The organism is Leucobacter musarum subsp. musarum, assembly GCF_001273845.1.
Classification (GTDB): Bacteria; Actinomycetota; Actinomycetes; order Actinomycetales; family Microbacteriaceae; genus Leucobacter; species Leucobacter musarum.
Window position 1 is genome coordinate 130,155 of sequence record NZ_JHBW01000069.1, and the last position, 21,161, is coordinate 151,315.

At 68.5% G+C, this 21,161-nt stretch carries 24 protein-coding genes; 7 read left to right on the forward strand and 17 right to left on the reverse strand.

Annotated elements, in window-relative coordinates; genetic code table 11:
- The first annotated feature begins 128 nt into the window (after nucleotides 1–128).
- Both CH42_RS07335 and CH42_RS07340 read left to right on the forward strand, forming a co-directional pair.
- Nucleotides 129–1,448: a MalY/PatB family protein gene (locus tag CH42_RS07335; RefSeq protein ID WP_082309342.1), complete on the forward strand. Its 1,320-nt coding sequence runs from the start codon at nucleotides 129–131 to the stop codon at nucleotides 1,446–1,448.
- The gene (locus CH42_RS07340) at nucleotides 1,445–2,812 is read left to right on the forward strand and encodes an O-acetylhomoserine aminocarboxypropyltransferase/cysteine synthase family protein (RefSeq protein WP_053352562.1); all 1,368 of its coding nucleotides are present in this window, start codon (nucleotides 1,445–1,447) and stop codon (nucleotides 2,810–2,812) included. Before CH42_RS07335 ends, CH42_RS07340 begins: the two co-directional genes overlap by 4 nt.
- Nucleotides 2,813–2,820: 8 nt before the next feature.
- Here CH42_RS07340 and panB read toward each other — a convergent pair whose 3' ends face one another.
- The 8 genes from panB to CH42_RS07380 all read right to left on the reverse strand — a co-directional run bounded on the left by panB (nucleotide 2,821) and on the right by CH42_RS07380 (nucleotide 8,946).
- Entirely contained in the window at nucleotides 2,821–3,666 is an 846-nt protein-coding gene (panB, locus tag CH42_RS07345) for a 3-methyl-2-oxobutanoate hydroxymethyltransferase (protein ID WP_053352563.1), read from the reverse strand.
- A 1-nt stretch (nucleotide 3,667) separates the two neighbouring features.
- Nucleotides 3,668–4,579: a pantoate--beta-alanine ligase gene (gene panC / locus CH42_RS07350; protein ID WP_053352564.1), complete on the reverse strand. Its 912-nt coding sequence runs from the start codon at nucleotides 4,577–4,579 to the stop codon at nucleotides 3,668–3,670.
- On the reverse strand, nucleotides 4,576–5,346 hold the full coding sequence (locus tag CH42_RS07355) for a Rossmann-like and DUF2520 domain-containing protein (RefSeq protein WP_053352565.1): 771 nt from the start codon (nucleotides 5,344–5,346) through the stop codon (nucleotides 4,576–4,578). The genes panC and CH42_RS07355 overlap by 4 nt, the downstream gene beginning before the upstream one ends.
- Before the next feature lie 8 nt (nucleotides 5,347–5,354).
- Nucleotides 5,355–6,545, reverse strand: a complete 1,191-nt coding sequence (locus tag CH42_RS07360; protein ID WP_075205297.1) for a UDP-N-acetylmuramate dehydrogenase — start codon at nucleotides 6,543–6,545, stop codon at nucleotides 5,355–5,357.
- Nucleotides 6,545–6,970, reverse strand: a complete 426-nt coding sequence (locus CH42_RS07365) for a MaoC/PaaZ C-terminal domain-containing protein (RefSeq protein WP_053352566.1) — start codon at nucleotides 6,968–6,970, stop codon at nucleotides 6,545–6,547. The genes CH42_RS07360 and CH42_RS07365 overlap by 1 nt, the downstream gene beginning before the upstream one ends.
- On the reverse strand, nucleotides 6,967–7,419 hold the full coding sequence (locus CH42_RS07370; protein ID WP_075205298.1) for an FAS1-like dehydratase domain-containing protein: 453 nt from the start codon (nucleotides 7,417–7,419) through the stop codon (nucleotides 6,967–6,969). The genes CH42_RS07365 and CH42_RS07370 overlap by 4 nt, the downstream gene beginning before the upstream one ends.
- A gap of 73 nt (nucleotides 7,420–7,492) precedes the next feature.
- Nucleotides 7,493–8,188, reverse strand: a complete 696-nt coding sequence (locus CH42_RS07375; protein ID WP_075205288.1) for a DUF937 domain-containing protein — start codon at nucleotides 8,186–8,188, stop codon at nucleotides 7,493–7,495.
- An 86-nt stretch (nucleotides 8,189–8,274) separates the two neighbouring features.
- Nucleotides 8,275–8,946 (reverse strand): hypothetical protein, encoded by a 672-nt coding sequence (locus CH42_RS07380; RefSeq protein WP_053352567.1) that lies wholly within the window; start codon nucleotides 8,944–8,946, stop codon nucleotides 8,275–8,277.
- A 121-nt stretch (nucleotides 8,947–9,067) separates the two neighbouring features.
- On the opposite strand from CH42_RS07380, the gene CH42_RS07385 reads away from it, so the two are divergent.
- Together CH42_RS07385 and CH42_RS07390 are read left to right on the forward strand one after the other, a co-directional pair.
- Entirely contained in the window at nucleotides 9,068–10,837 is a 1,770-nt protein-coding gene (locus CH42_RS07385; RefSeq protein WP_053352568.1) for an acetyl/propionyl/methylcrotonyl-CoA carboxylase subunit alpha, read from the forward strand.
- A gap of 58 nt (nucleotides 10,838–10,895) precedes the next feature.
- Complete coding sequence (locus CH42_RS07390; protein WP_053352569.1) at nucleotides 10,896–11,876, forward strand: LLM class flavin-dependent oxidoreductase; 981 nt, start codon at nucleotides 10,896–10,898, stop codon at nucleotides 11,874–11,876.
- A 193-nt stretch (nucleotides 11,877–12,069) separates the two neighbouring features.
- Here CH42_RS07390 and CH42_RS07395 read toward each other — a convergent pair whose 3' ends face one another.
- The 9 genes from CH42_RS07395 to CH42_RS07435 all read right to left on the reverse strand — a co-directional run bounded on the left by CH42_RS07395 (nucleotide 12,070) and on the right by CH42_RS07435 (nucleotide 19,563).
- Nucleotides 12,070–13,170: an FUSC family protein gene (locus CH42_RS07395; RefSeq protein ID WP_053352570.1), complete on the reverse strand. Its 1,101-nt coding sequence runs from the start codon at nucleotides 13,168–13,170 to the stop codon at nucleotides 12,070–12,072.
- 77 nt (nucleotides 13,171–13,247) lie between these two features.
- On the reverse strand, nucleotides 13,248–13,541 hold the full coding sequence (locus tag CH42_RS07400; protein WP_053352571.1) for a biopolymer transporter Tol: 294 nt from the start codon (nucleotides 13,539–13,541) through the stop codon (nucleotides 13,248–13,250).
- A 10-nt stretch (nucleotides 13,542–13,551) separates the two neighbouring features.
- Nucleotides 13,552–15,114, reverse strand: coding sequence for an MFS transporter (locus CH42_RS07405; protein WP_082309343.1), 1,563 nt, complete (start codon nucleotides 15,112–15,114; stop codon nucleotides 13,552–13,554).
- A gap of 22 nt (nucleotides 15,115–15,136) precedes the next feature.
- The gene (locus CH42_RS07410) at nucleotides 15,137–15,634 is read right to left on the reverse strand and encodes a MarR family winged helix-turn-helix transcriptional regulator (RefSeq protein ID WP_053352572.1); all 498 of its coding nucleotides are present in this window, start codon (nucleotides 15,632–15,634) and stop codon (nucleotides 15,137–15,139) included.
- Between the two features lie 144 nt (nucleotides 15,635–15,778).
- Nucleotides 15,779–17,359, reverse strand: a complete 1,581-nt coding sequence (locus CH42_RS07415) for an SDR family oxidoreductase (protein ID WP_239683983.1) — start codon at nucleotides 17,357–17,359, stop codon at nucleotides 15,779–15,781.
- Nucleotides 17,360–17,439: 80 nt separating this feature from the next.
- On the reverse strand, nucleotides 17,440–18,129 hold the full coding sequence (locus CH42_RS07420; RefSeq protein WP_239683984.1) for an esterase/lipase family protein: 690 nt from the start codon (nucleotides 18,127–18,129) through the stop codon (nucleotides 17,440–17,442).
- Nucleotides 18,130–18,137: 8 nt separating this feature from the next.
- Nucleotides 18,138–18,452: a hypothetical protein gene (locus CH42_RS07425; protein WP_053352574.1), complete on the reverse strand. Its 315-nt coding sequence runs from the start codon at nucleotides 18,450–18,452 to the stop codon at nucleotides 18,138–18,140.
- Nucleotides 18,452–19,036: an Asp23/Gls24 family envelope stress response protein gene (locus CH42_RS07430; RefSeq protein ID WP_156322500.1), complete on the reverse strand. Its 585-nt coding sequence runs from the start codon at nucleotides 19,034–19,036 to the stop codon at nucleotides 18,452–18,454. Before CH42_RS07430 ends, CH42_RS07425 begins: the two co-directional genes overlap by 1 nt.
- Nucleotides 19,033–19,563: an RNA polymerase sigma factor gene (locus CH42_RS07435; RefSeq protein WP_239683985.1), complete on the reverse strand. Its 531-nt coding sequence runs from the start codon at nucleotides 19,561–19,563 to the stop codon at nucleotides 19,033–19,035. Before CH42_RS07435 ends, CH42_RS07430 begins: the two co-directional genes overlap by 4 nt.
- 170 nt (nucleotides 19,564–19,733) lie before the next feature.
- On the opposite strand from CH42_RS07435, the gene CH42_RS07440 reads away from it, so the two are divergent.
- The 3 genes from CH42_RS07440 to CH42_RS07450 all read left to right on the forward strand — a co-directional run bounded on the left by CH42_RS07440 (nucleotide 19,734) and on the right by CH42_RS07450 (nucleotide 21,090).
- Nucleotides 19,734–20,207, forward strand: coding sequence for an Asp23/Gls24 family envelope stress response protein (locus tag CH42_RS07440; protein WP_053352576.1), 474 nt, complete (start codon nucleotides 19,734–19,736; stop codon nucleotides 20,205–20,207).
- 174 nt (nucleotides 20,208–20,381) lie between these two features.
- Nucleotides 20,382–20,621: a hypothetical protein gene (locus tag CH42_RS07445; protein WP_053352577.1), complete on the forward strand. Its 240-nt coding sequence runs from the start codon at nucleotides 20,382–20,384 to the stop codon at nucleotides 20,619–20,621.
- 1 nt (nucleotide 20,622) lies between these two features.
- Nucleotides 20,623–21,090: a BLUF domain-containing protein gene (locus tag CH42_RS07450; protein WP_053352578.1), complete on the forward strand. Its 468-nt coding sequence runs from the start codon at nucleotides 20,623–20,625 to the stop codon at nucleotides 21,088–21,090.
- Nucleotides 21,091–21,161 lie beyond the last annotated feature (71 nt).

A 21,161-nucleotide genomic window follows, 5' to 3' on the forward strand; every position in this document is an offset into this window, starting at 1 on the left:
TGCACGCGCCAACGGGCCTCGATCTTCGGATCGGGGCCCGTTGGTCGTTTCCGATTCATCACAGTTCTAAATGACGGCCCATTACCTCCCGACTCGCGCCGCCGTGCGACGCGCGAGAGCATGGATGCATGACTGACGCCGACTGTACTGCGACGACCACCGTCGATCCCTCCGGCGTTCCGTTCACCGAGCTCGACCCGCACCTGCTGCGCGCGCAGCGCACCAGCATCAAGTGGCGCCGATTCCCTGAAGACGTGCTCCCCTTGTTCGTCGCCGAGATGGACTTCGCGATCGCTCCCGAGGTGCGTCAGTCGATCATCGAGCGCGTCGAGGCTTCCGATCTCGGCTACCTCGACCAGCCAGGTATTCTGGCGCCCGCTTTCGCGCGGTTTGCGCAGGATCGCTGGGGCTGGCACGTGCCGCACGATCACGTGCACATCGTCACCGATGTCGCCACCGGAGTGGTCGAGGCGCTGCGCGTGGGCCGACCAGATGGCGGGCGCCTGGTGATTCCGACGCCGACCTACCCCGGATTCTTCGAGATGCTCGAGGAGGTGCCGTTCGAGGTTATCGAGGTGCCGCTCGCGGCAGACCCAGCGGGGCACCGCACGGGTGATGATCCCGTCGTTTTCGCAGCACCGGTGCGCCTCGATCTCAACGCGATCGAGCGCGCCTTCGCCAGCGAAGACGGGGTCGACGCCTTCGTGCTCTGCAACCCGCACAACCCGCACGGCCTCGCGCACTCTGCGGCCGATCTGGCGGAGCTCGCGCGCCTCGCCGCCGCCTACGACGTCTTCGTCGTCTCCGACGAGATTCACGCCCCGCTCACCTTCACGGGGGCGCAGTTCACACCGTTCGCGCCGCTCGCGGCCGCCGCTGGAGCGCTCGCCGTCACCACGCTGTCCGCGAGCAAGGCCTGGAACCTCGCCGGTGCGAAGTGCGCCGTGCTCGTCGCCGCCGATGAGCGCGCGAACACCGTGCTGAACCATCTGCCGCCCGAGGCGGTCACTCGCGTGAGCATTCTGGGGTTGCACGCGAACACGATCGCGTTCACCGAGTCCCGCGACTGGCTCGACCGCGCGATCGCGCAGATCGAGGCGAACTTCGCGCTGCTGACGCAGCTCGTCGCTGCGCAGCTGCCCGGTGTGCGCGTCACTCGACCCGACGCGGGCTACCTCGTCTGGCTCGATTTCAGAGCGGCCGGCCTCGGCGACGATCCGTACTCCCGCATCTTGCACGATGCCCGCGTCGCCTTCAACGACGGCGCTTTCTTCGGCGACGGCGGAGCCGGCCACGTGCGCATCAACCTCGCCTGCGCGCCTCAGACCATTCGAGCGGCGGTGGATCGCGTCTCGTCGATCCTCCCCGCTCCCGTGGCGCCTGCCACCGCGGGACCCGCCGCATCCGAAACGTCACTGCCCGCCCTCGACCTGGAGGCCACCCGATGAGCGACCAGCCCCTCGACACTGCACAGCCCGTCACCGATTGGGAGGGCTTCGACTTCGATACCCGCCAGGTGCACGCCGGCGAGTACCCCGATCTGAACACCGGTCTGCGGGTACCGCCGATCGCGATGTCGGCGGGCTACGTGTTCGATGACTTCGACGACCAGGTCGACCGCTTCGCAGGTCGCTCGACCGATCCGATCTACTCGCGCCAGGGCAACCCGACGAACTCGGTTGCCGAGGAGCGCCTGGCATCACTCGAGGGCGGCAGCGCAGCCGTCGCGGTGTCGAGCGGACAGGCCGCGATCTCGGCAGCGCTCTTCACGCTCGCACAGGAGGGCGATCACATCGTCTCGACCGCCTCGATCTACGGCGGCACCCGCATCTTGTTCGGTCGCAGTTTCAAGCGTTTCGGCATCGACGTCGACTATGTCTGGGATGCGGCGGACGACGCCGAGTGGGATCGGGTGATTCGCCCGAACACGAAGGCGATCTATACCGAGACGATTCCGAACCCGCGCAACGACGTCACCGACCTGCGCCTCATCGCAGCCGTCGCCGCGCGCTATCACCTGCCGCTCGTCGTCGACAACACCATCGGCACGCCCGCGCTGATCCGCCCGTTCGCGCACGGCGCGAACATCGTGGTGCACTCAACGACGAAGTTTCTCACCGGCCACGGCGCTGCGGTCGGCGGCGCACTCGTCGACGGCGGCAACTTCGACTGGGAGGCCGCCGAGCGCGCCGGTCGCGCCTACCCGCTCATCACGAACGCCCCGCGACCCGGGCTGGGCTCGATGCTCGACCGTTTCGGCACGGGTGCCTACGCCCGCACCACGCGCGAGGCCGTAGTCAACGACATCGGACCGTCGCTGTCGCCGTTCAACGGCTTCTTGCTGCACCAGGGCATGGAGACGCTGTCGCTGCGCATGGAGCGCCACGTCGAGTCGTCGCTGCGCATCGCCGCGTGGCTTGAGGAGCAGCCCGAGGTCGAATCGGTCGATTACTCCGGGCTCCCATCGAACGCCCTGCACGACATCGCGCTGCGCGACTACTCCGGTCGCACCGGTTCGATCTTCGGTGTCACGGTGCGCGGCGGTGTCGAGGGCGCCCGCGCCTTCGTCAACGGGGTACGCGTGTTCTCGCGCATGACCGGTATCGGCGACACGCGTTCGATGGTGATCCACCCGCTGACCTCGACGCACGCGACCTTCACCGACGAGATCAACGACCGCCTCGGCATCACTCCGGGGCTGCTGCGCCTCTCGATCGGGCTCGAGTCGGCAGACGACCTCATCCGCGACCTGCGCGCTGGGCTCGATCGCGTCGGGGCGCTCGCCTCGCCCGCGATCAGCCTCGCGCGGTAGCCGGCGCGCTACTCGCCGAGTTCGGCCCGCGCCGCCGCGATCGCCTCGTCGGTCGCGGCGTAGCAGTGCTCGGGGCCGGGGAAGGTGCGCGAGCGCACCTCGGCCGCGTACGCCTCGATGGCGGCCACTGAGTCGTCGCCGACGCTGCCGTACCGCTTCACGAATTTCGCGGTGTGACTCTCGGTGATCCCGAGCAGATCATTGAGCACCAGCACCTGCCCGTCGGCGTCGCCCGCCCCGATGCCGATAATCGGGATGCTGAGTTCGCCGCGCAGCAGCTGGGTGATCTCGGCGGGCACGGCCTCGACGACGAGGCAGAAGGCACCCGCCTCTTGCACGCCGCGGGCCTCGCGCACGAGCTTCGCCGCGCTCGCACCGGTGCGCCCCTGCGCGCGCATGCCGCCGAGCGCGGTCGCCGTCTGCGGGGTGAGCCCGAGGTGCGCCACCACGGGGATACCCGCCGCAACGATCGCGCGGATGCGGCTGAGGCGCGACTCCGAGCCACCCTCAAGCTTCACCGAATCGGCGCCCGCCTCCTTCACGAACCGGATGGAGGTCTCGACCGCCTGCTCATCCGAGACCTCGGTCGACCCGAACGGCACGTCGCACACGATGAACGCGGTCTCGGTGCCGCGGCGCACGGCGCGGGCGAGCACCAGCATCTCGTCGGTGGTCACGGGCACGGTCGAGTCATAGCCGAGCACCACCTGGGCGCCCGAATCGCCGACGAGCACCATATCGACGCCCGCCCGCTCGGCGGCGCGCGCACCCGGGTAGTCGTACGCCGTCACCATGACGATCGGCTCGCCGGCGGCGCGCTTCTCGGCGAGCGCAGGGATCGAAACCTTCGGCATGTCAGTGCTCCTCGGGGCGGGGGTGATGCAGGGCGGGTGGATCGCCGAACCCATCAGCAGTCGGCGGAGTCAGCAGCGTGTTGTCGATGAGCCGCACCGCGCCCACGCGCGCGGCGATGGCGAGCAGCGCGGGCGCCTCGATCGTGTCGAGCGGCGCCAGTGCCGCCGTGTCGACGAACGCGAGGTACTCGGGCTCGATGCCCGCAGCGGTGAGCACTGCGGCGGCGCGGGCGTGCAGCGCGGCAACGCCGGTCTCCCCCAGCGCGAGCGCGGTTTCGGCGGCTTCGAGGGCGCGCGGGATCGCAAGAGCCCGTGCGCGATCTTCAGCGCTCAGGCGCACGTTGCGGCTCGACTTCGCGAGCCCATCGTCGTCGCGCACCGTCGGGCAGGCGACGATCTCGACGGGCAGCCCGAGGTCGGCGACCATACGGCGCACGACCAACAGCTGCTGCGCGTCTTTCTGCCCGAAGTAGGCGGCGTCGGGACCGACGGCGATGAGCAGCTTCGACACGACCGTCGCAACGCCGTCGAAGTGCTCGGGCCCACGGCCGGCGGCTTCCAGGGTCTCGGTCAGCGGGCCGCCCACGTGCACGTTCGTCGCGAACCCGCCGGGGTACAGTTCCGTCGCGTCGGGGGCGAAGATCACATCGACGCCCGCGCCTGCGGCGAGCGCCGCATCGGCCTCTTCCTGGCGCGGATAGGCGTCGAGGTCGGACGCCTCGGTGAACTGCTTGGGATTCACGAAGATCGACAGCACCACGAGGCCCCCGGCCTGCTGCGCCGCGCGCACGAGCGAGAGGTGCCCCTCGTGGAGCGCGCCCATGGTCGGTACGAGCCCGACGTGCGGCGATCCCGCAGCCCGCGCATTGCGCACCTGCTCACGCAGTTCGCGCACCGTGCGCACGATCTTCATTGGGTCTCCTCGGTCTGGTCTCGAGCGCCGGTCGGCTGCCCCGTCGTGTCGTCGTGCTGCGCAGCCAGTTCTCGACTCGCGGCCACCATCGCATCGTACAGCGGTAGGGCGTCGGGCAGGCGCTCCATCACCGCGGCACGCTGCCGTGCGATTGTTGCTTCGTCGCCGCGCGCGACCGGGCCGGTCAATGCGCGGACGGCGCCGAGATACTCCCAGTTGTCGAGCGCCCCGCGTGCCAGCGGTATCAGTGCCTCTCGCGGCACCCCGGCCGTCGATGCGAGTCGCTCAGCCACGCTTTCGAGCGTCACCAGAAAGTTCGCCGCGATCGACGCCGACGCGTGATAGGCCGCGCGATCCGCATCGCTCACTGCGAACGTGCGCAGGCCAAGCTGCCCCGCGAGCCAGATCGCTGCGGCGTGCGCCCGCGCTCCGGCCGCCGAGAGCGCTGCCCAGGAACCTGCGAACCGCGTCTCGGCTCCCGTCACCGAGAGCAGCGGGTGCACGCTGAAGCGCTCGTGCGGTGCGAGCGGTGCGAGCGTCGTCGCACCGGAGAGATGCGCGACGATCGGGCCGGGCTCGATCAGCACTGCCGCAGCGGAGATCTCGGCGTCGGGCACCGCGAGCAACACGACGTCGGCCACATGGCCAGAGGCATCACGGCCCGTCGCGCCGCGCCCGGCCAGCGGCAGCATGTCGACGCCGGCCTCGCGCAGCACGTGATGCAGCGCGGCGCCCATGCGACCCTGCCCGACGACCTGGACCCGCATGGTCTCGGCTACAGCTCGAGGCCGTAGAGGTTGGGCTCGGGCGCCAGAATCACGCCGAACTCCTGCTGTACCCGCTGCACGACGAAGCGCGCCAACTCGGCAACATCGTGTGCCGTGGCGCCGCCGCGATTCGTGATGGCGAGCGTGTGCTTCGACGAAATCGCTGCACCCGACCCGGGCAGGCGGAAGCCCCGCTGCACCCCGGCGTGCTCGATGAGCCAGGCGGCCGACAGCTTCACCATGCGTTCAGGCGTCGCCTGGGGCACGCGAATCGGGTACCCCGCCTCGAGCTCCTCGAACGTCGTCACCGCATCCGCGACCTCGGGCACCGGCTGCGGAAAGCGCGGGGCATTCTCGGGCAGCTCATGGGCGAAGCGCTCAGTCACGATCGGGTTCGTAAAGAACGAGCCCGAGCTCCAACTGTCGTGGTCATCAGGATCGAGCACCATGCCCTTGGATGCGCGCAGGCCGAGCACGGAATCGCGCAGATCGCGGATCGGCACCCGATCGCCGACCTCGACGCCGAGCGCGCCGGCCAGCTGCGCATAGGCGATCGGCTCGGAGAGCACCTCGGGGGCGGCGTGCGCCCGGCGCCCGGGGCCCACCTCACCCACGGTCAGCACGATGTCGATGGAGAGCACGACGCCTTCGAGCCCCTGCTTGATCGCCGAGTCGCGGTACGCGAGCCCGAGATCTGCGGCGGGGATGCGCCGGGCGTATCCACGGTCGCGATCGAGGAACTCGATCGAGTGGAGCACGTCCGAGAGCTCTTGGCCGTAGGCGCCAATGTTTTGCACCGGAGCCGCACCCGCAGCACCGGGGATGCCCGAGAGCGCTTCAATGCCCGACCAGCCGTTCTCGACGCACGCGGCGACGAGGTGATCCCAGTCGTGCCCGGCCTGCACCCGCAGACGGATCTTGCCCTCGGGCAGTGCGTCGTCTTCCACCGGTGCGATGCCCGTGGTGCGCACGAGCAGCACCGTACCCGGGAAGCCATCGTCGTGCATGACGGTGTTCGACCCGCCGCCGAGCAGCAGCCACGGCTCGTCCGTATCCCACAGCCCCTGCGCGAACGCCACGAGCTCCTGCAGTTCGTGCGCGACGAGCACGCGCTCGGCGGGGCCGCCGACGCGCATGGTCGTGAGCTGCGAGAACGGGGTGCCGTCGCCCGCGGGCTCGGGTCCGATCTCGGGCAGGATCACGCGAACGCCGCCACGAGCTGCGACTTGCCGAGCACCGTCGCGCCGTCGAACACAACCTTCAGATCGAGGCGTGCGGTGCGGGCTTCGGCATCGAGGGCACCGATCGTCGCGGTGACCGTCAGCGTCGCACCGGCGACGGCATCGACGGGAACCGGTCGGGTGAAGCGCGACTGGAAGTCGGCGACGTGCCCGGCGGTGCCGAGCCAGTCGGTGGCGACCGAGCCCGCGACGCCCATCGTGAGCATGCCGTGTGCGAGCACGCCGGGGAGCCCCACCGAGGTCGCGACGTCATCGCGGTAGTGGATCGGGTTGAAGTCACCCGAGGCGCCCGCGTAGCGTACGAGGTGGTCGCGGGTCAGCGTGATCTCGCGTTCGGCGACGACGTCACCGACGGTGAGCTGAGAAAAATCTACGGCGGTCATGCGTGCTCCTCCTCGGCGCGAACGACGAGCGTGGAGATCGCCGTGACGACGTGCGCGCCATCGGCGTCCACCACGTCGCTCGACGCGGTCACCATTGAGTGCCCGCCGAGCTGCTTCACTGCCGCGATCGTGAGCGTCGCAGTGAGCTCATCACCGGCGACGATCGGGCGTGAGTAGGTGAAGCGCTGGTCGCCGTGCACGACGCGGGAGAAGTCGACGCCTGCCTCGTCGTCGGCAAGCAGCTGTGCGAGCGTGCCCTCTTGCACCACGACCGCGAAGGTGGGCGGTGCCACCACGTCTGCGTAGCCAGCGGTTCGGGCCGCCTCGGGGTCATGATGCAGCGGCGACGCGCTGTGCACGGCTCGTGCGAATTCGCGCACCTTCTCGCGGCCGACGAGGTACGGCGCAGTCGACGGGTACACCCGGCCTTGGATCTCTGGATTCACCACGGTGCCAGTGTAGCGAGAGCGGCTCCGGGCCGTGCTGGAGCCGCTCTCGCTGGTCACTCTGAACTGGGTTCGGCTACTTCTTGCCGCCCAGCAGTCCACCGAGCAGATCGCCGAGACCGCCGCCTGAAGACTGCTTGGAATCGGAGCCGCCGCCGAGCAGGCCGCCCAGCAGATCACCGATGCCGCCACCGGAAGACTGCTTCGAATCGGAGCCACCGCCGAGCACGCCGCCGAGCAGATCACCCAAGCCGCCGCCCGACGACTGCTGGGCGTTGCCCGAGCCGCCGCCCAGCACGCCGCCGAGCAGGTTGCCGAGCACGCCGCCGAGGCCGCCGCCGCCATTCGTGGCGACGGTCGAGGTCTGGCCGCCGACCTTGCCCGAGAGGAACTGGAGCACGATCGGAGCGAGGAGCGGGAGCAGCTGCGGGATGAGGCCGGAGATCACCGAGTTGCCCGAGTTCGAGCCCAGAGCGAGCGCGACATCGTCCTTCTTGTCGCCGAGCACATGCTTCACGATCTTCTCGCCATCGGCTTCATCGATCGCGTCGAGCGAAATCGTGCCCTCCTGCGGAGCGTGCTTCTCGAGCGTCGAGGCAAGCTTCGCCGCACCCTGCTCGTCGCTGGCGTTGACGGCGAGGCCGCCCACGAGACCCGGCAGCGCCTGGCGCACAGCCGCATCGATGGTGGCTTCATCGACTCCGAACTTGGCGGCGAGGTCGGCGGTGGGAACCTGGCTGAGCAGGTCGTCGAGTTCGTTCTTGCTGGCCATGGGATCCTCCATCGGGTCTGCACTGCAGCCGCCCATCCGCGGCCACGATTCACAGATTATCGGGATGCGCTCCGATTCCACACCCTTTATGACGCCGCAGCAGTCAACCAGATCGTGAACACTGCGAACGCGAGTGCGGCCACCCCGAGCCCGACGTACACGAGCGGGAGATACGCCCGGCCCGGGATCGCGAGCCCGCGCTGCACTCGGGTCAGCCGAGCGAGCGCCGGATCCTGGAGCGCCGTGGCGTGCTGCGCCGGGTCGGCGAGCGTCGCGTAGTGGGCGATGTCGGGTCGGGTCGGGTCCATGACCAACCACGCGCCGGAGTCGGTCTGTGGGGGCAACGCGGCCGCGGGAAAGGCGAGTGCGACGGGTTCGACCCCGCGCTCCGTGTGCACGGCGTACAGCAGCTGGTGCACCATGCGCTTGCCGCGAGCGGGTACGACGCGCACGAGCTTCGCCGGAACCGGGGCAGTCGCAGCCGGGGCGGCAGACAGCGACGCTGCGAGCCGCGGGGCGAATGCCTGCTGATCGCGCAGCAGCAGTACCAGCCCGATCACGAACCCGACAAGCATGACTCCGGTCGCCACGAGATGGAAGAGCGAGGTCTGCGCGATGACCTCGGGAGAGAGTCGCGGCAGCGCGATGAGCCACGCGAGCAACCAGCCGAGCATCACCGCCGCCCCCGCGAGATACCATCCGCCACCTCGGAGCACGGTGCGGCGTTGGCGTTCGGCCAGAGTCATCGCGACGTCCATGCCAACACCCTATGGGGCGGCACCGACATTCGGCCCCGCTGTGGCCGTCGGTAACGTTTCGCGAAAAGGTTTGTGCGATATATCCAAGGGATGACCGCAGTGCTCGAATAGGCTGTACCTCATGTCGCGCATTCGTAAAGTGCTCATCGCCAACCGCGGTGAGATCGCCGTCCGCATCATCCGAGCCGCCGCAGACAGCGGCATCGCCTCGGTCGCCGTCTACGCAGATCAGGATCGCGACGCGCTCCATGCGCAGCTCGCCGACGAGGCCTACGCACTGAACGGCACCACCAGCGCCGACACCTACCTCGTCATCGAGAAGATCTTGGGCGTCGCTCGTCGCTCGGGTGCCGACGCCGTGCACCCCGGGTACGGCTTCCTCGCGGAGAACGCCGACTTCGCTCGTGCCGTCATCGCCGCGGGCCTCACCTGGATCGGCCCCGGCCCCGACGCCATCGAGCGCCTCGGCGACAAGGTTTCGGCCCGCCACGTCGCCGAAAAGGTGGGCGCCCCGCTCGCCGCCGGCACCAGCGACCCCGTGCAGAACGCCGACGAGGTGCTCGCGTTCGCCGATGAGGTCGGCCTGCCCATCGCCATCAAAGCAGCCTTCGGCGGCGGTGGCCGCGGTCTGAAGGTCGCCTACGAGCGCGACGAGGTTGCCGAGCTCTTCGAATCGGCCACGCGCGAGGCCGTCGCCGCCTTCGGCCGCGGCGAGTGCTTCGTCGAGAAGTACCTCGAGAAGCCCCGCCACGTCGAGACGCAGTGCCTCGCCGATGCGCACGGCAATGTCGTTGTCGTCTCGACCCGCGACTGCTCGCTGCAGCGTCGTCACCAGAAGCTCGTGGAAGAGGCGCCCGCGCCGTTCCTGACCGACGAGCAGAACGAGAAGCTCTACGCGGCGTCGAAGGCCATCTTGAAGGAGGTCGGCTACGTCGGCGCCGGCACCTGCGAGTTCCTTGTCGCGAAAGACGGCACCGTATCGTTCCTCGAGGTCAACACGCGCCTGCAGGTCGAGCACCCGGTCTCGGAAGAGGTCACCGGTCTCGACCTCGTGCGCGAGCAGTTCCGCATCGCCGAGGGCGGCGTGATCGAGTACGGCGACCCCGAGCCCCGCGGCCACTCCTTCGAGTTCCGTCTGAACGGTGAAGATCCGGGCAACGGCTTCCTGCCCGCCCCCGGCCCCGTCTCGCTCTTCAAGCCCGCGTCGGGCCCCGGTGTGCGCATCGACACCGGCGTGACCTCGGGCGATGTCGTCTCGGGCGCGTTCGACTCGATGCTCGGCAAGCTCATCGTCACCGGCGCGACGCGCGAGGAAGCGCTCGAGCGCTCGCGCCGCGCACTCGACGAGTTCGAGATCCAGGGCCTGCCCACAGTGCTGCCGTTCCACCGCAAGATCGTGCGCGACCCCGCATTCACGGCACCCGACGGCACCTTCGGCGTCTACACGCTCTGGATCGAGAGCGAATTCAACAACGACATCGAGCCGTGGGAGGGCGAAGTGCCCCCGATCGCTCAGGATGCGAAGCGCCGCACCGTCACCGTCGAGGTCGAGGGTCGCCGTGTCGAGGTCACCATGCCCGCGACACTCCTGCCGCTCGTCGACCAAGAGGTCACCCGCGGGCCCGCGCCGCGCCGCGCGAAGGGCGCCGGCATCGCGGCGTCGGCCGGTGACAGCGTCACCGCACCGATGCAGGCCACCGTCGTGAAGCTCGCGGTCGAAGAGGGCCAGGAGGTCGCCGAGGGCGATCTCATCGTGGTGCTTGAGGCGATGAAGATGGAGCAGTCGATCTACGCGCACCGCTCCGGCATCGTCGCGGGCGTCGACGCGCCGGTCGGCCAGACCGTGTCGAACGGCCACCTGCTGCTCTCGATCATCGACCCGGCCGAGTAACGCGAGCGCTCCGCCGCACGGGCGGAATAGACCCACCGACAGCGGGGTTGCATTCACTATGAGTGCAACCCCGCTGTCGATTCTGGACCTCGCCACCGTCGAAGCGGATGGCACCATCGCGGACGCGTTCCGCCACTCGGTCGAGATCGCGCAGCTTGCGGAGTCCGGCGGCTACACGCGCATCTGGTACGCCGAACACCACAACATGCCGTCGATCGCTTCGAGCGCGACGTCGGTGCTCATCGCGCACATCGCCTCGCAGACGCACACCATCGGGCTCGGCGCCGGCGGCGTGATGCTGCCGAATCACTCGCCGCTCGTCATCGCCGAGCAGTTCGGCACGCTCGCCGAGCTGCACCCCGGGCGCATCCACCTCGGGCTGGGCCGGGCACCGGGCTCTGACGGCGCCACGTTCCGCGCGCTGCGGCGCACATACGAGGCGGCCGAGAGTTTCCCGAACGACGTCGCCGAGTTGCAGCGCTATTTCTCGGACGAGCTGCCGCGCACCGCCGTCAATGCCTACCCCGGCCGCGGCACGCGAGTGCCCCTCACAATCCTCGGGTCCAGCCTGTTCGGGGCCAGCCTCGCGGCGCAGTACGGGCTCCCCTACTCGTTCGCCTCGCACTTCGCCCCGCAGGCGCTGAAGTCGGCGATCGACCACTATCGCAGCCACTACGTGCCGAGCGCGGCGCACCCCGAGCCCTACGCCAGCGCGGGCGTCAACGTGGTCGCCGCCGACAGCGACGCCGAGGCCGAAACGCTGTTCGCTCGCGCCGAGGTGGATCGCGTGCGCCGTTTCCTCTCACGCGGTCGCGAGCAGGAGCTCACCTCCGACGAGGCGTCCCAACTCATCGACACTCCGGCTGGCCGGGAGATCCGTGGCATGATGCAGTACACCGCGATCGGCGGTGCCACTCGCGTGCGCGAAGAGCTCGAGGCGTTCGCGAAGTTCGCCGACGTCGATGAACTTGTCACCGTGCACGTGGCGCCGACGCGCGCCGAGCAGCTGGAGTCGGTGCGCATCGCCGCCTCGGCGTAGTTTGGCGGGGCGCTCTGCGCCGCTCTGCCGCCGCCCCGCTCTGCCGCCGCCCCGCTCTGCCGCCGCCCCGCTCTGCCGCCCCGCCTCTGCTGCGATTGGGGTAACTTCAGACCAGTTGTCGGCCGCGATTCGATCTCGAGACCGGACCAAAGTTACCCCGATCGTACGCAGCACAGCGACGCGGGCACGGACGCTACTTATCGCCGGCCGTGCGCTCATCGATGCGCCCGAGCGAGGCACGCAGCGCGAACACGATCGTGCCGAATCCCGATTCGGCCGGCGCGCGCATGAATACCTCCCCCACCGCAGCGACCTCGGCGGCAGCTGCCGCACGGGTAGCCTCAAGCTCGATGCCGGTGTTCCACGCGCGCAAGTATTCCGCGAGGGCATGCAGTGCTTCCCCGAGCACTTCTAGCGCATCGGGCGGAATCTCAACGGAGACCGGCCGTTGCCACATCGCCCCGCTCAGCGCATCGGCGATGTCGGCGATACGCAGCCCGACGTAGCGCAGCGTCTCGATGTCGGCGTCATCACCGCTCGCGTCGTCGCGTCGCCACAGCGCACGCGGATTCGCGAACCCGCTCTCCCGAGCTTCTTGTACCATCGCTTCGGCTTCGTCGACGTAACGCTGCCGCCGACGCGCCTCGTCGAGCCAGTCCGCGCGATCCGGCGGCCACTCGGCCCCCAGCACTTCGGCCAGATCGTCGGCCGAAGCCGCGAGGTCGGTCTTCAACTCGGCGACTCGGGCACGCGCATACCCGAACGCGAGCGGGGGGATGAAGATCAGATTCACCAGGGTGCCGACGGCGAGCCCGAGCCCGAACTGGGCGATGTACCCGGCGACATACGATTCGGGGTCGCCGGCCCCCAGAATCACGACAAAGACACCGGCGATCGCGACGTACACGCGCCCTTCCCCGAGCTTCCGCACTCCGGCGATCAGCATGCCGAGCCCGGCCGCGAGCGGTGCACGCACGTACCAGGGCCAGCCGAGGGCGACGAGACTCCACCCGATCACGAGGCCGATCGCAATACCGCTCAGCAGTTCGAAGCTCGTGCGCAGGGAACTCACGACCGTCGGCGCGACGCCGAGGAGGGCGCCGAGCGGAGCGTAATACGCGTACTGATCCAGAGGCATGGGAAGCAGCCTCCCGATCAGCCAGGCAGCCGTCACGCCGATGGCGGCTTTGAGAGCGATCAGCAGCCGATAGCGGGTCACAATCGGCCGCAGCGCATTCGCCGTCCGCCGCACCAGGATCGGCAGCGGCGATGTGGATTCCGATGGGGTACGCACGTTTCGAGCCTGCCTGCACAACCCTGCATCGGCCAGGGGATCGACCGGCCCTTGCCCCGACTGATAGGAGGTGGCCGTTACTCGCGCAGGCGACGCAACCGGTCTTCGGCGCGCGCCACACGCTCCGACTCGGTGAGCTCCCACCATGCGGTACCGCGTTCGCCGAGACCTTCTTTCGCCCATTGCACGCGATCTCGCACGGGCCGTCTCTCGTCTTCGGAGTCGAGGTTTCCGATGCGCGAGCGCGCCGAGCCGAGCTCCGAGCGGAGCGCGGCAACGAGGCGTGGCGGCAGCACCGGATCCGTGGCGCGCCACCGACGACCGTGCACGATGATGTATCGGCCGTCGGCGGTGCGCTCCGGATCGCTCATGGTCGACCGTCTAGGCGCGCTCGGGCTCGGGTTGCGGCTCGTCAGCCTGATCGGCGACGCGCTCCGGGAACAGCTCGTCGAGGTCGATGTCCGGGTTCGTATCCTGGGTCTCGACGAGTTCGACCGCTTCCTCTTCCGTGAGCACGCTCGGCATCGCACCGGGCAGCGGGCGTCGCGCCGATTCCTTGAGCACGAACACCGCGATGAGGCCGGCGATCGAGGTGCCGATCACGTAGAAAGCGGGCGCGAGCGCCGTGCCCGTGAGCTGCACCAGCGCCTCCATGATCACGGGCGCGGTGCCTCCGAGTAGCGCGACCGAGAGGTTGTACGAGATGCCCATGCCGCCGTAGCGCGACGACGTCGGGAAGAGCGCCGGTAGCGACGACGCCAGATTCGCGATGTAGAACGTGACGGGCACGGCGAGCAACACCAGCCCGAGCAGGGTCGACCAGTTGGCGCCGTGCATCATGAAGAGGAACGCAGGCACGGCGAGCACGATCGCGCTGCCTGCGCCCATGAAGAGCACCTTGCGGCGGCCGATGCGATCCGACAGCATGCCGGTCAGCGGGATGCAGAGCGCCATGCCGACGAGCACCGGCAGGGTGAGCAGCGTGCCGTGGGTCTCGTCGTAGCCGAGCGTGCCCGTGAGGTAGGTCGGCATGTACGAGGTCAGTGCGTAGCCGACCGTGTTCGCGGCGGCGACGAGCACGAATGCGGTGAGCAGTTCGCGCCAGTACGCGCGGACGAGGGCGATGACGCCCTTCGGCGCATTCTCTGCCGCCTGCGCCTCGGTGCTCGCCTGCTCGGCCGCGTCTTGCGCCGCCTGAAATGCCGGGGTGTCTTCGATCTTGAGTCGGAAGTAGATCGCGATGAGGCCGAGCGGCAGCGCGACGAGGAACGGCACGCGCCAGACGAACCCGTCCATGGCCTCGGCCGAAACGGTGAGCTGCAGCACCGATACGAAGGCGGCGCCGATCGCGAAGCCGAAGTACGAGCCCATGTCGAGCAGCGAGGCGTAGAAGCCGCGCTTGCGATCGGGGGCGTACTCGGTGATGAACGTGGTCGCGCCGGCGTACTCGCCGCCGGTCGAGAAGCCCTGAGCGAGCTTCAGCACGATGAGCAGGATCGGGGCGAAGACGCCGATCACCGAGAAGTCGGGCAGCACGCCGATCAAGAACGTGGCGGCGGCCATCATGATCAGAGTGAAGGCGAGCACCTTCTGGCGGCCGAGGCGGTCACCGAGCTGGCCGAGAATGATGCCGCCCAGTGGCCGCGCCACGAAGGTCACGGCGAACACGCCGAGCGAGAACAGCGACTGGGCGCCCGCCGACGCATCAGGGAGAAAGACGCGGCCGAGAATCACGGCGAGGTAACCGTAGATGCCGATGTCGTACCACTCCATGAGGTTGCCCACGACGGTGCCGGCGACGGCGCGCTTGAGCATCGGCCGATCGACGACGTTGACATCGTCGAGTTCGAGCCGTCGCGGCTCGTCGCTGGGACGTTGCCGCCAGGGCGTCAGCCGATCGATCCAGCGACGCCAGGGGGCCCGGGTAGGTTCGGGTGTGGACATGAGAGGATGCTCCGATCCGGGTTCAGTCGAGCGCGTCGAGTGCGCTCGTGAGGCGCTCGATCACCCGCGCGGCCAGTTCGGCCTCGGTGGGGTCGAGCTCATCGATCTCGGCCACGAGCGCTGCGTGATGCCGGGAGAACACGGCATCGACTTGCTCACGACCGGTGTCGGAGGGTTCGAGATAGTGGGCGCGTCGATCGGTAGGGTGGCTCACTCGGTCAATGAAGCCCTTGCGCACCAGACGGTCGACAATGTTCGTGACGTTGGCGCTCGAGGTGCCGAGCATGCCGATCAGATCTTTTGGCCCGATGTGGCGGCCGTCGCGCGAGGCCTGCACGAGATAGCGGAGTGCGCGGAGGTCGAGGCTCGAGAGCCCCGAAGCCCCGTTCCTCCGCGTCTCCTGCTGGTGCTCAGACCGCCTCAGCCGCAGCAGCGCCGATGCCAGCGCTTTCCCCGCCGCGGCCAGCGGCTCGGTCGCATAGAGATGCTCCGATTCATTTTTCACAATGTTCTGCGGCACTGTCCCGTTCCCCCGAGTTCGACCGTTGAGTTATTGCACACTTACTGTACTACTCACTCAGTGGAACTTTCAAATCATGGATGACACGAGCGCTGAGGCAGTCGCCGATGACGGCGCACGGTGGCGGATCGCCAGGCCGGCCGCTCACCGCGCGTGACGGGCATGTTCCCCCTCCGCGATCGACACGATGCGCGCGACCATTCCACTGAAGATCAGCCCGTGGAACGGCAGCATCGAGAGCCAGTACAGTCGCCCCGCGAGGCCGCGCGGAAAGAACACTGCGCGCTGCGCATACCGCGAGCCCCGCTCGGTGGGTTCGACGCCGAGCTCGAGCCACGCGAGCCCCGGCACCCGCATCTCAGCCCGCAGGCGCAGCACCCGACCCGGTTCGATCGCCTCGACTCGCCACACGTCGAGCGCGTCACCCACGGCGAGCCGGGCTCGCGAGCGTCGACCGCGTTGCAGCCCGACCCCCCCGGTGACCCGGTCGTACCACCCGCGCAGCGCCCACAGCCGCGGCGCCGAATACCACCCGGTCTCACCGCCGATCTGCGTGATCACCGCCCACACCGCCTCGGGCGTCGCACTCGACTCGCGTTCGCGGGCATCCGAGAACACCGTGCGCCCCGCCCACTCCGGGTCACTCGGCAACGGTTCGCTCGGTGCGGTCACTCGCGCGTCGACCCAGCTCGTCTCGATCGCGTCGAGTTCGATGCGGCCGAGTGCGAGTCGCACCGCCTCGCGATACGGCGTCAGACCTGACGACGGCCGAGGCAGAATGGCGTCGACGTCGTGATCGCTCATCACGCACCGGTGCTGCAGCGACTCGACGAGCGGGCGGGCGATCGACGCCGGCACCGGGGTGACGAGACCGACCCACAGCGACGCCAGCTTCGGCGTCAGCACCGGCAGAGAAGCGATCGCGCGCTGGCGCAGCCCGGCTTCGACGGCATACCCGTTCATCATCTGCCCGTAGCGCAGCACGTCAGGCCCGCCGATGTCGAGCACACGACTCACCTCAGCGTCAGCCCGGGCGGCGAGCAGCAGGTAGTGGAGCACGTCTCGCACGGCGATCGGCTGAATGAAGTTGCGCACCCACTTCGGCGCCGGCATGTAGGGCAGCACCTCCGTCAGATGGCGCACCATTTCGAACGACGCCGAGCCCGATCCGATCACCACTCCCGCCTGCAGCACGAGCGTCGGCACCCCCGAACCGAGCAGGATCTCCCCCACCTCTTTGCGCGATGCCAGGTGGGGCGAGAGTTGCACCCCCTCCGGGTGCAACCCGCCGAGGTAGACGATGCGCCGCACCCTGGCCTCCTGCGCACGGGCGGCGACGTTCTCGGCGATCTCGCGATCCTGCACGGCGAACGCAGTGCCGCTCGACATCGAATGCACCAGATAGAACACGACGTCGACCCCGTCGGTGGCCCGGCGCACCGCATCGGCGTCGGCGGCGTCGCCCACCTCGACCTCGATTTCACCCGACCACGGGAAGGCCCGGATGCGCTCTGCCGAGCGCGACAGCGTACGCACGCGATACCCGGCGCGCAGCAGCCGCGGCACGAGCCGCCCGCCCAGGTATCCGGTCGCTCCGAGCACCAGTGCCCGGGGCGCTGCCCGGCCAGTGCTCGGGATCGCCCGATACTCGCGCTCCGCACCCGTCGGTGCACTGAGTTCGTCTGTCCGCTGCTCGCTGCTCTCGCCCATGATTCCCCCGATCATCGCCAGGGTACGCAGAAATGCTGCGCGGCTGCGGGATCACCCGCACGGGTTGCACTCCGCACCTCCGGTGAACTATAAGCTCACCGACCCCCGGTCTCGGCGAGCACCGTGCGCACCGTTTCGAGCACCTCGGGGTGGTCGAGAATGCGGAAGTGACCCCCCGTGTCGATGCGCACATTGTGCGCGCCGAGTAACTCGCTGCCCTCGGGAATGTGCGGGTCGAAGGCCGCGAAGACGGACGTGATGCGCGCGTTGGCCTCGGGGGCCGCCACCAGAAGGCGGATGGTGGGATCAACCGGCGACAGCGCTCTCAGCGTGCGCCCCGGCATGAGTCGCGCGTACCGCGAGCCCCCGAAGGGCGCTGCGATGGCCACCATTGCGCGCACCCGATCGGCGTGCTCGCCGAAGGCCATCACGTGCTTGCCGACGAGACCTCCCTTGCTGTGCGCAATCACGACGGCATCGGTGATCTCAGTAGCGGCAAGGAACGCATCGACCATGCGCGCGCCATCCACCACTGGAACACGGTTGCTGCGCAGCGGATCGAGCACGTGCACCGGGTGCCCGAGTGCGTGCACATGACGGATCAGCGGGAGCATGAAGCGCCACGGCTCGTACACGCCGGGAATGATCACGACCGGCGATCCGGCACCCGAACGGAAGTCACCTGGGCTGCTGCGAGAGAAGCGAGCCGCGACCTGCCACCGCAGCGCAGCGAGGTAGTCGGCACCCCACCACAGTGCGCGGCGCACGCGACCGGTGCCGCGCACGCGACTCCTCACGACTCCGCGATGCGTGCCACGCGCACGCGAACAACGCCCGCAGGCGATGTCGACGCGGTCGACGCGGTCTCGGTAAGCAGCGCATCCGCGACCGCACGCGCCACTTCCGGCGTCACCGCCTCGCGGTCGGTGGCGATGGTGACTGCTGCGGCGATGGATTCTTGCGAGGCGAGCCGCCGAGTGACCGACTCGGCAACTGCACGCAGGCCCGCACGCTCGGGATAGACCGCTGCGACTCCGGGAACCCCGGCAACCGCGTCTGCGTCTGCCTCCGCGCGCACCGGATCATCAGCGTGTGATTCCACAGGCATCAGGCACCCTCTTTCTGGCGATAGCCGTGCGCATCCACAACTTCGATATCAATGCGTTCGACGCGCAACTCCGTGTGCTGACCCAACGCTCGGGCGGCCTCGATCCGCAGCCGCTCGCTCACTTCAGGGATACTCACTGACCATTCCGCACTGATGCTGAGCGTAATACCAACTGGCGCTTCGGGAGTCTCGACGTCGCCCGACAACACGACCGAACCGACGATGACGCCGGGTACCCCGTCGCCCGTCGCTCGCAGAAGCGACTTCACCGCTCCCTCATCAATGGAGATGGTGACGCGCGGGTCGGGGTGCGAGATCGGGAGTGCGCGCCCCGCCTGCAGATCGAGTGCGATCGCATCCATAATGCCCGCGAACCAGTTCGACGACGGCTCCGGCAGCTGTTCGGCTTCGGACTCCAGCAGCGCTCGAGCCGCACCCGATGAGCCACTCAAGGCCTCGAGCGCGTTCTGGCAGTAGGGACACTCGGAGATGTGCGGATCTTGCTCGGCAACCTCGGTATCGAGGAAAGAACTGACGTCGCCGAGCGTACGGCCGCACTCGAGTCGTGGATCGTGTTCGCTCATCGCCATCCCTCCATACTCACGGTGATCGCGGTTCGCGCCCGGGCCAACTGCCCGCGCACGGTGCTCGCCGGTACTCCGAGCTCCGCGGCGATTTCCTCGTAGCTCAAGCCTGCCATCTCCCGAAGCAACCAGCACTGCCGCTGCGTTTCTGGAAGCGTACCGAGCACCGCCGACACGGCGGAGACCTGCGCGCGCTGCACGACGACGCGATCGGGGCCGGGGCCGGGCGAGGCGGTCTCGGCGACGGCGTCGATCGGCACCTGCGGAGCCCGCTGTCGCAGGACCGCCGTCGCCTCGTGGCTCGCGACACGCATGAGCCACGGTTTCAGCGCAGACGGATCACGCAGCGTCTCAAGCTTGCGCCACGCAACAACGAACGCGTTTTGCACCACATCGTCGGCCTCCGACTGCGACCCCAGCAGCCGGGCGACGTAGGCGCGCATCAGCCTGCTGTAGCGACGCACGATCTCACGGAACGCCCGCGCATCTTGGTCGATGGCGCGCGCGACGAGTATCGCGTCACCCACCTCTGAGATATCGCCACGCCAGGCCTCGTTCGCGTTCGTCAGAGCCTCCCGAAACTTTTTTGTGACGATTGTGCCGCGATCGCCCTCTTACTTGTGAGCGACGCTACCGCGCTCGGTTCACGCGCCACAAGCACGTGGATTTTTCCTCACCCAATGAGATAGGAGCCATCATGGCCGACACCGCGAAGCCCACCACCCCCGCAGCGCCCCGCGTCGACCGAGTCACCGCGAAGCAGTCCGCCTCTGACGCCGCGGCGGCGACCGGAGCGACCGCAGGTCGAACGACCATTGCCGACCACGTCGTCGCCAAGGTTGCCGGTATCGCCGCGCGAGAGGTTCCTGGCGTCTTCGCGCTCGGATCCGGTGGCGCGCGCACGCTCGGTGCGATCCGCGATGCGATCAACGCCACCGATCTGACTCAGGGAGTCAAGGTCGAGGTCGGTGAGACGCAGGCCGCAGTCGATGTGACGATCGTGGTCGAATACCCGTCACCGATTCACACGGTGTCTGCCCAGGTGCGCACCGCTGTCGCCCGCGCCGTATCCGAACTTGCCGGTCTGGAAGTCGTCGAGGTCAACATCGCCGTCGACGACGTACACCTGCCGTCGGAGGATGCCGAGTCTGATGAAGGTCGCGTCGCATGAGCATCGCAGCCGCCCTATGAGCGGCGCACGAATTGCGAACACGCGTGACAACAGGCGAAACGCCGCCGGAGTCATCAGACGTGCGAGCGCTACGATAAACACGACCACCAATTCTCGGCACCTGTCACCCGTGCGTCCTGTGCGACCTCTTGCTGATGGAGAAAGGCACTTCTGATGAGTGACCGCACGCCCGCACACCCCGGTGATATCACCTGGGCCCGCATTGAAGACGATTTTTTTGTCGGCAGTCGCGGAGGCGAATTTCTGGGATCCATCGACCGCGAGGCTCCCGGCACGTACGTCGTCTGCGACCAGTTCTCGCAGCCCATCGGCGAGCACGCCAATCTTGAGGCGGCCATGGCGGCCCTGACCGCGGCATCCGGCGATGCATACGCAGAAACCGGAGCCGCGTGACATGACGCTTCACCCCTCCACCTCCGCCACACCGGGCAGCGAACTGCGGTCTCTCGTGTATTCGAGTACCGCGACGCGCGCCTTCAGCGAGAGCGAGCTCGATGCACTGCTGCAGCAGGCTCGCGAGCGCAACGAGCGGTTGGGGGTGACCGGCATGCTGTCGTACCGCAGCGGAAGCTTCGTGCAGTTTCTCGAGGGCGACCCGACGCACATCGACGCGCTGCTCCAGTCGCTGCGCGCCGATGATCGGCACCGCGACCTCACCGTACTGATCGACGAGTCGATCTCCGAACGCCAGTTCACGAGCTGGACGATGGGGTACGAACGCATGCGCACCCCACAGTCTCCGGCACCCAAAGGATTCCGTGACACATTCGCCGATCTCGAGCAGAACGCAGATAGCGAAGCCACCACCCGTGCGGCGCGAGAATTGACGCTGTGGTTCAAAGTGCGGGCTGCGCGCGCTTAGGCGACGGAAGACTCTCACGGGTTCTTGGCGTTCACCATGTGTTTCTGCCCTAAAATGGGCCTGCATCACGT

Excerpts from the sequence above, each read along its gene's own strand:
- panB (WP_053352563.1), bottom strand. The coding sequence starts at position 3,666 with ATGCCGAAGGTTTCGATCCCTGCGCTCGCCGAGAAGCGCGCCGCCGGC.
- CH42_RS07430 (WP_156322500.1), bottom strand. The coding sequence starts at position 19,036 with ATGAGCGAACACGATCCACGACTCGAGTGCGGCCGTACGCTCGGCGAC.
- CH42_RS07440 (WP_053352576.1), top strand. The coding sequence starts at position 19,734 with ATGGCCGACACCGCGAAGCCCACCACCCCCGCAGCGCCCCGCGTCGAC.
- CH42_RS07450 (WP_053352578.1), top strand. The coding sequence starts at position 20,623 with ATGACGCTTCACCCCTCCACCTCCGCCACACCGGGCAGCGAACTGCGG.
- CH42_RS07390 (WP_053352569.1), top strand. The coding sequence starts at position 10,896 with ATGAGTGCAACCCCGCTGTCGATTCTGGACCTCGCCACCGTCGAAGCG.
- CH42_RS07445 (WP_053352577.1), top strand. The coding sequence starts at position 20,382 with ATGAGTGACCGCACGCCCGCACACCCCGGTGATATCACCTGGGCCCGC.
- CH42_RS07425 (WP_053352574.1), bottom strand. The coding sequence starts at position 18,452 with ATGCCTGTGGAATCACACGCTGATGATCCGGTGCGCGCGGAGGCAGAC.
- CH42_RS07355 (WP_053352565.1), bottom strand. The coding sequence starts at position 5,346 with ATGCGGGTCCAGGTCGTCGGGCAGGGTCGCATGGGCGCCGCGCTGCAT.
- CH42_RS07400 (WP_053352571.1), bottom strand. The coding sequence starts at position 13,541 with ATGAGCGATCCGGAGCGCACCGCCGACGGCCGATACATCATCGTGCAC.
- CH42_RS07365 (WP_053352566.1), bottom strand. The coding sequence starts at position 6,970 with ATGACCGCCGTAGATTTTTCTCAGCTCACCGTCGGTGACGTCGTCGCC.
- CH42_RS07415 (WP_239683983.1), bottom strand. The coding sequence starts at position 17,359 with ATGATCGGGGGAATCATGGGCGAGAGCAGCGAGCAGCGGACAGACGAA.
- CH42_RS07405 (WP_082309343.1), bottom strand. The coding sequence starts at position 15,114 with ATGTCCACACCCGAACCTACCCGGGCCCCCTGGCGTCGCTGGATCGAT.
- CH42_RS07340 (WP_053352562.1), top strand. The coding sequence starts at position 1,445 with ATGAGCGACCAGCCCCTCGACACTGCACAGCCCGTCACCGATTGGGAG.
- CH42_RS07385 (WP_053352568.1), top strand. The coding sequence starts at position 9,068 with ATGTCGCGCATTCGTAAAGTGCTCATCGCCAACCGCGGTGAGATCGCC.
- CH42_RS07335 (WP_082309342.1), top strand. The coding sequence starts at position 129 with ATGACTGACGCCGACTGTACTGCGACGACCACCGTCGATCCCTCCGGC.
- CH42_RS07375 (WP_075205288.1), bottom strand. The coding sequence starts at position 8,188 with ATGGCCAGCAAGAACGAACTCGACGACCTGCTCAGCCAGGTTCCCACC.
- panC (WP_053352564.1), bottom strand. The coding sequence starts at position 4,579 with ATGAAGATCGTGCGCACGGTGCGCGAACTGCGTGAGCAGGTGCGCAAT.
- CH42_RS07380 (WP_053352567.1), bottom strand. The coding sequence starts at position 8,946 with ATGGACGTCGCGATGACTCTGGCCGAACGCCAACGCCGCACCGTGCTC.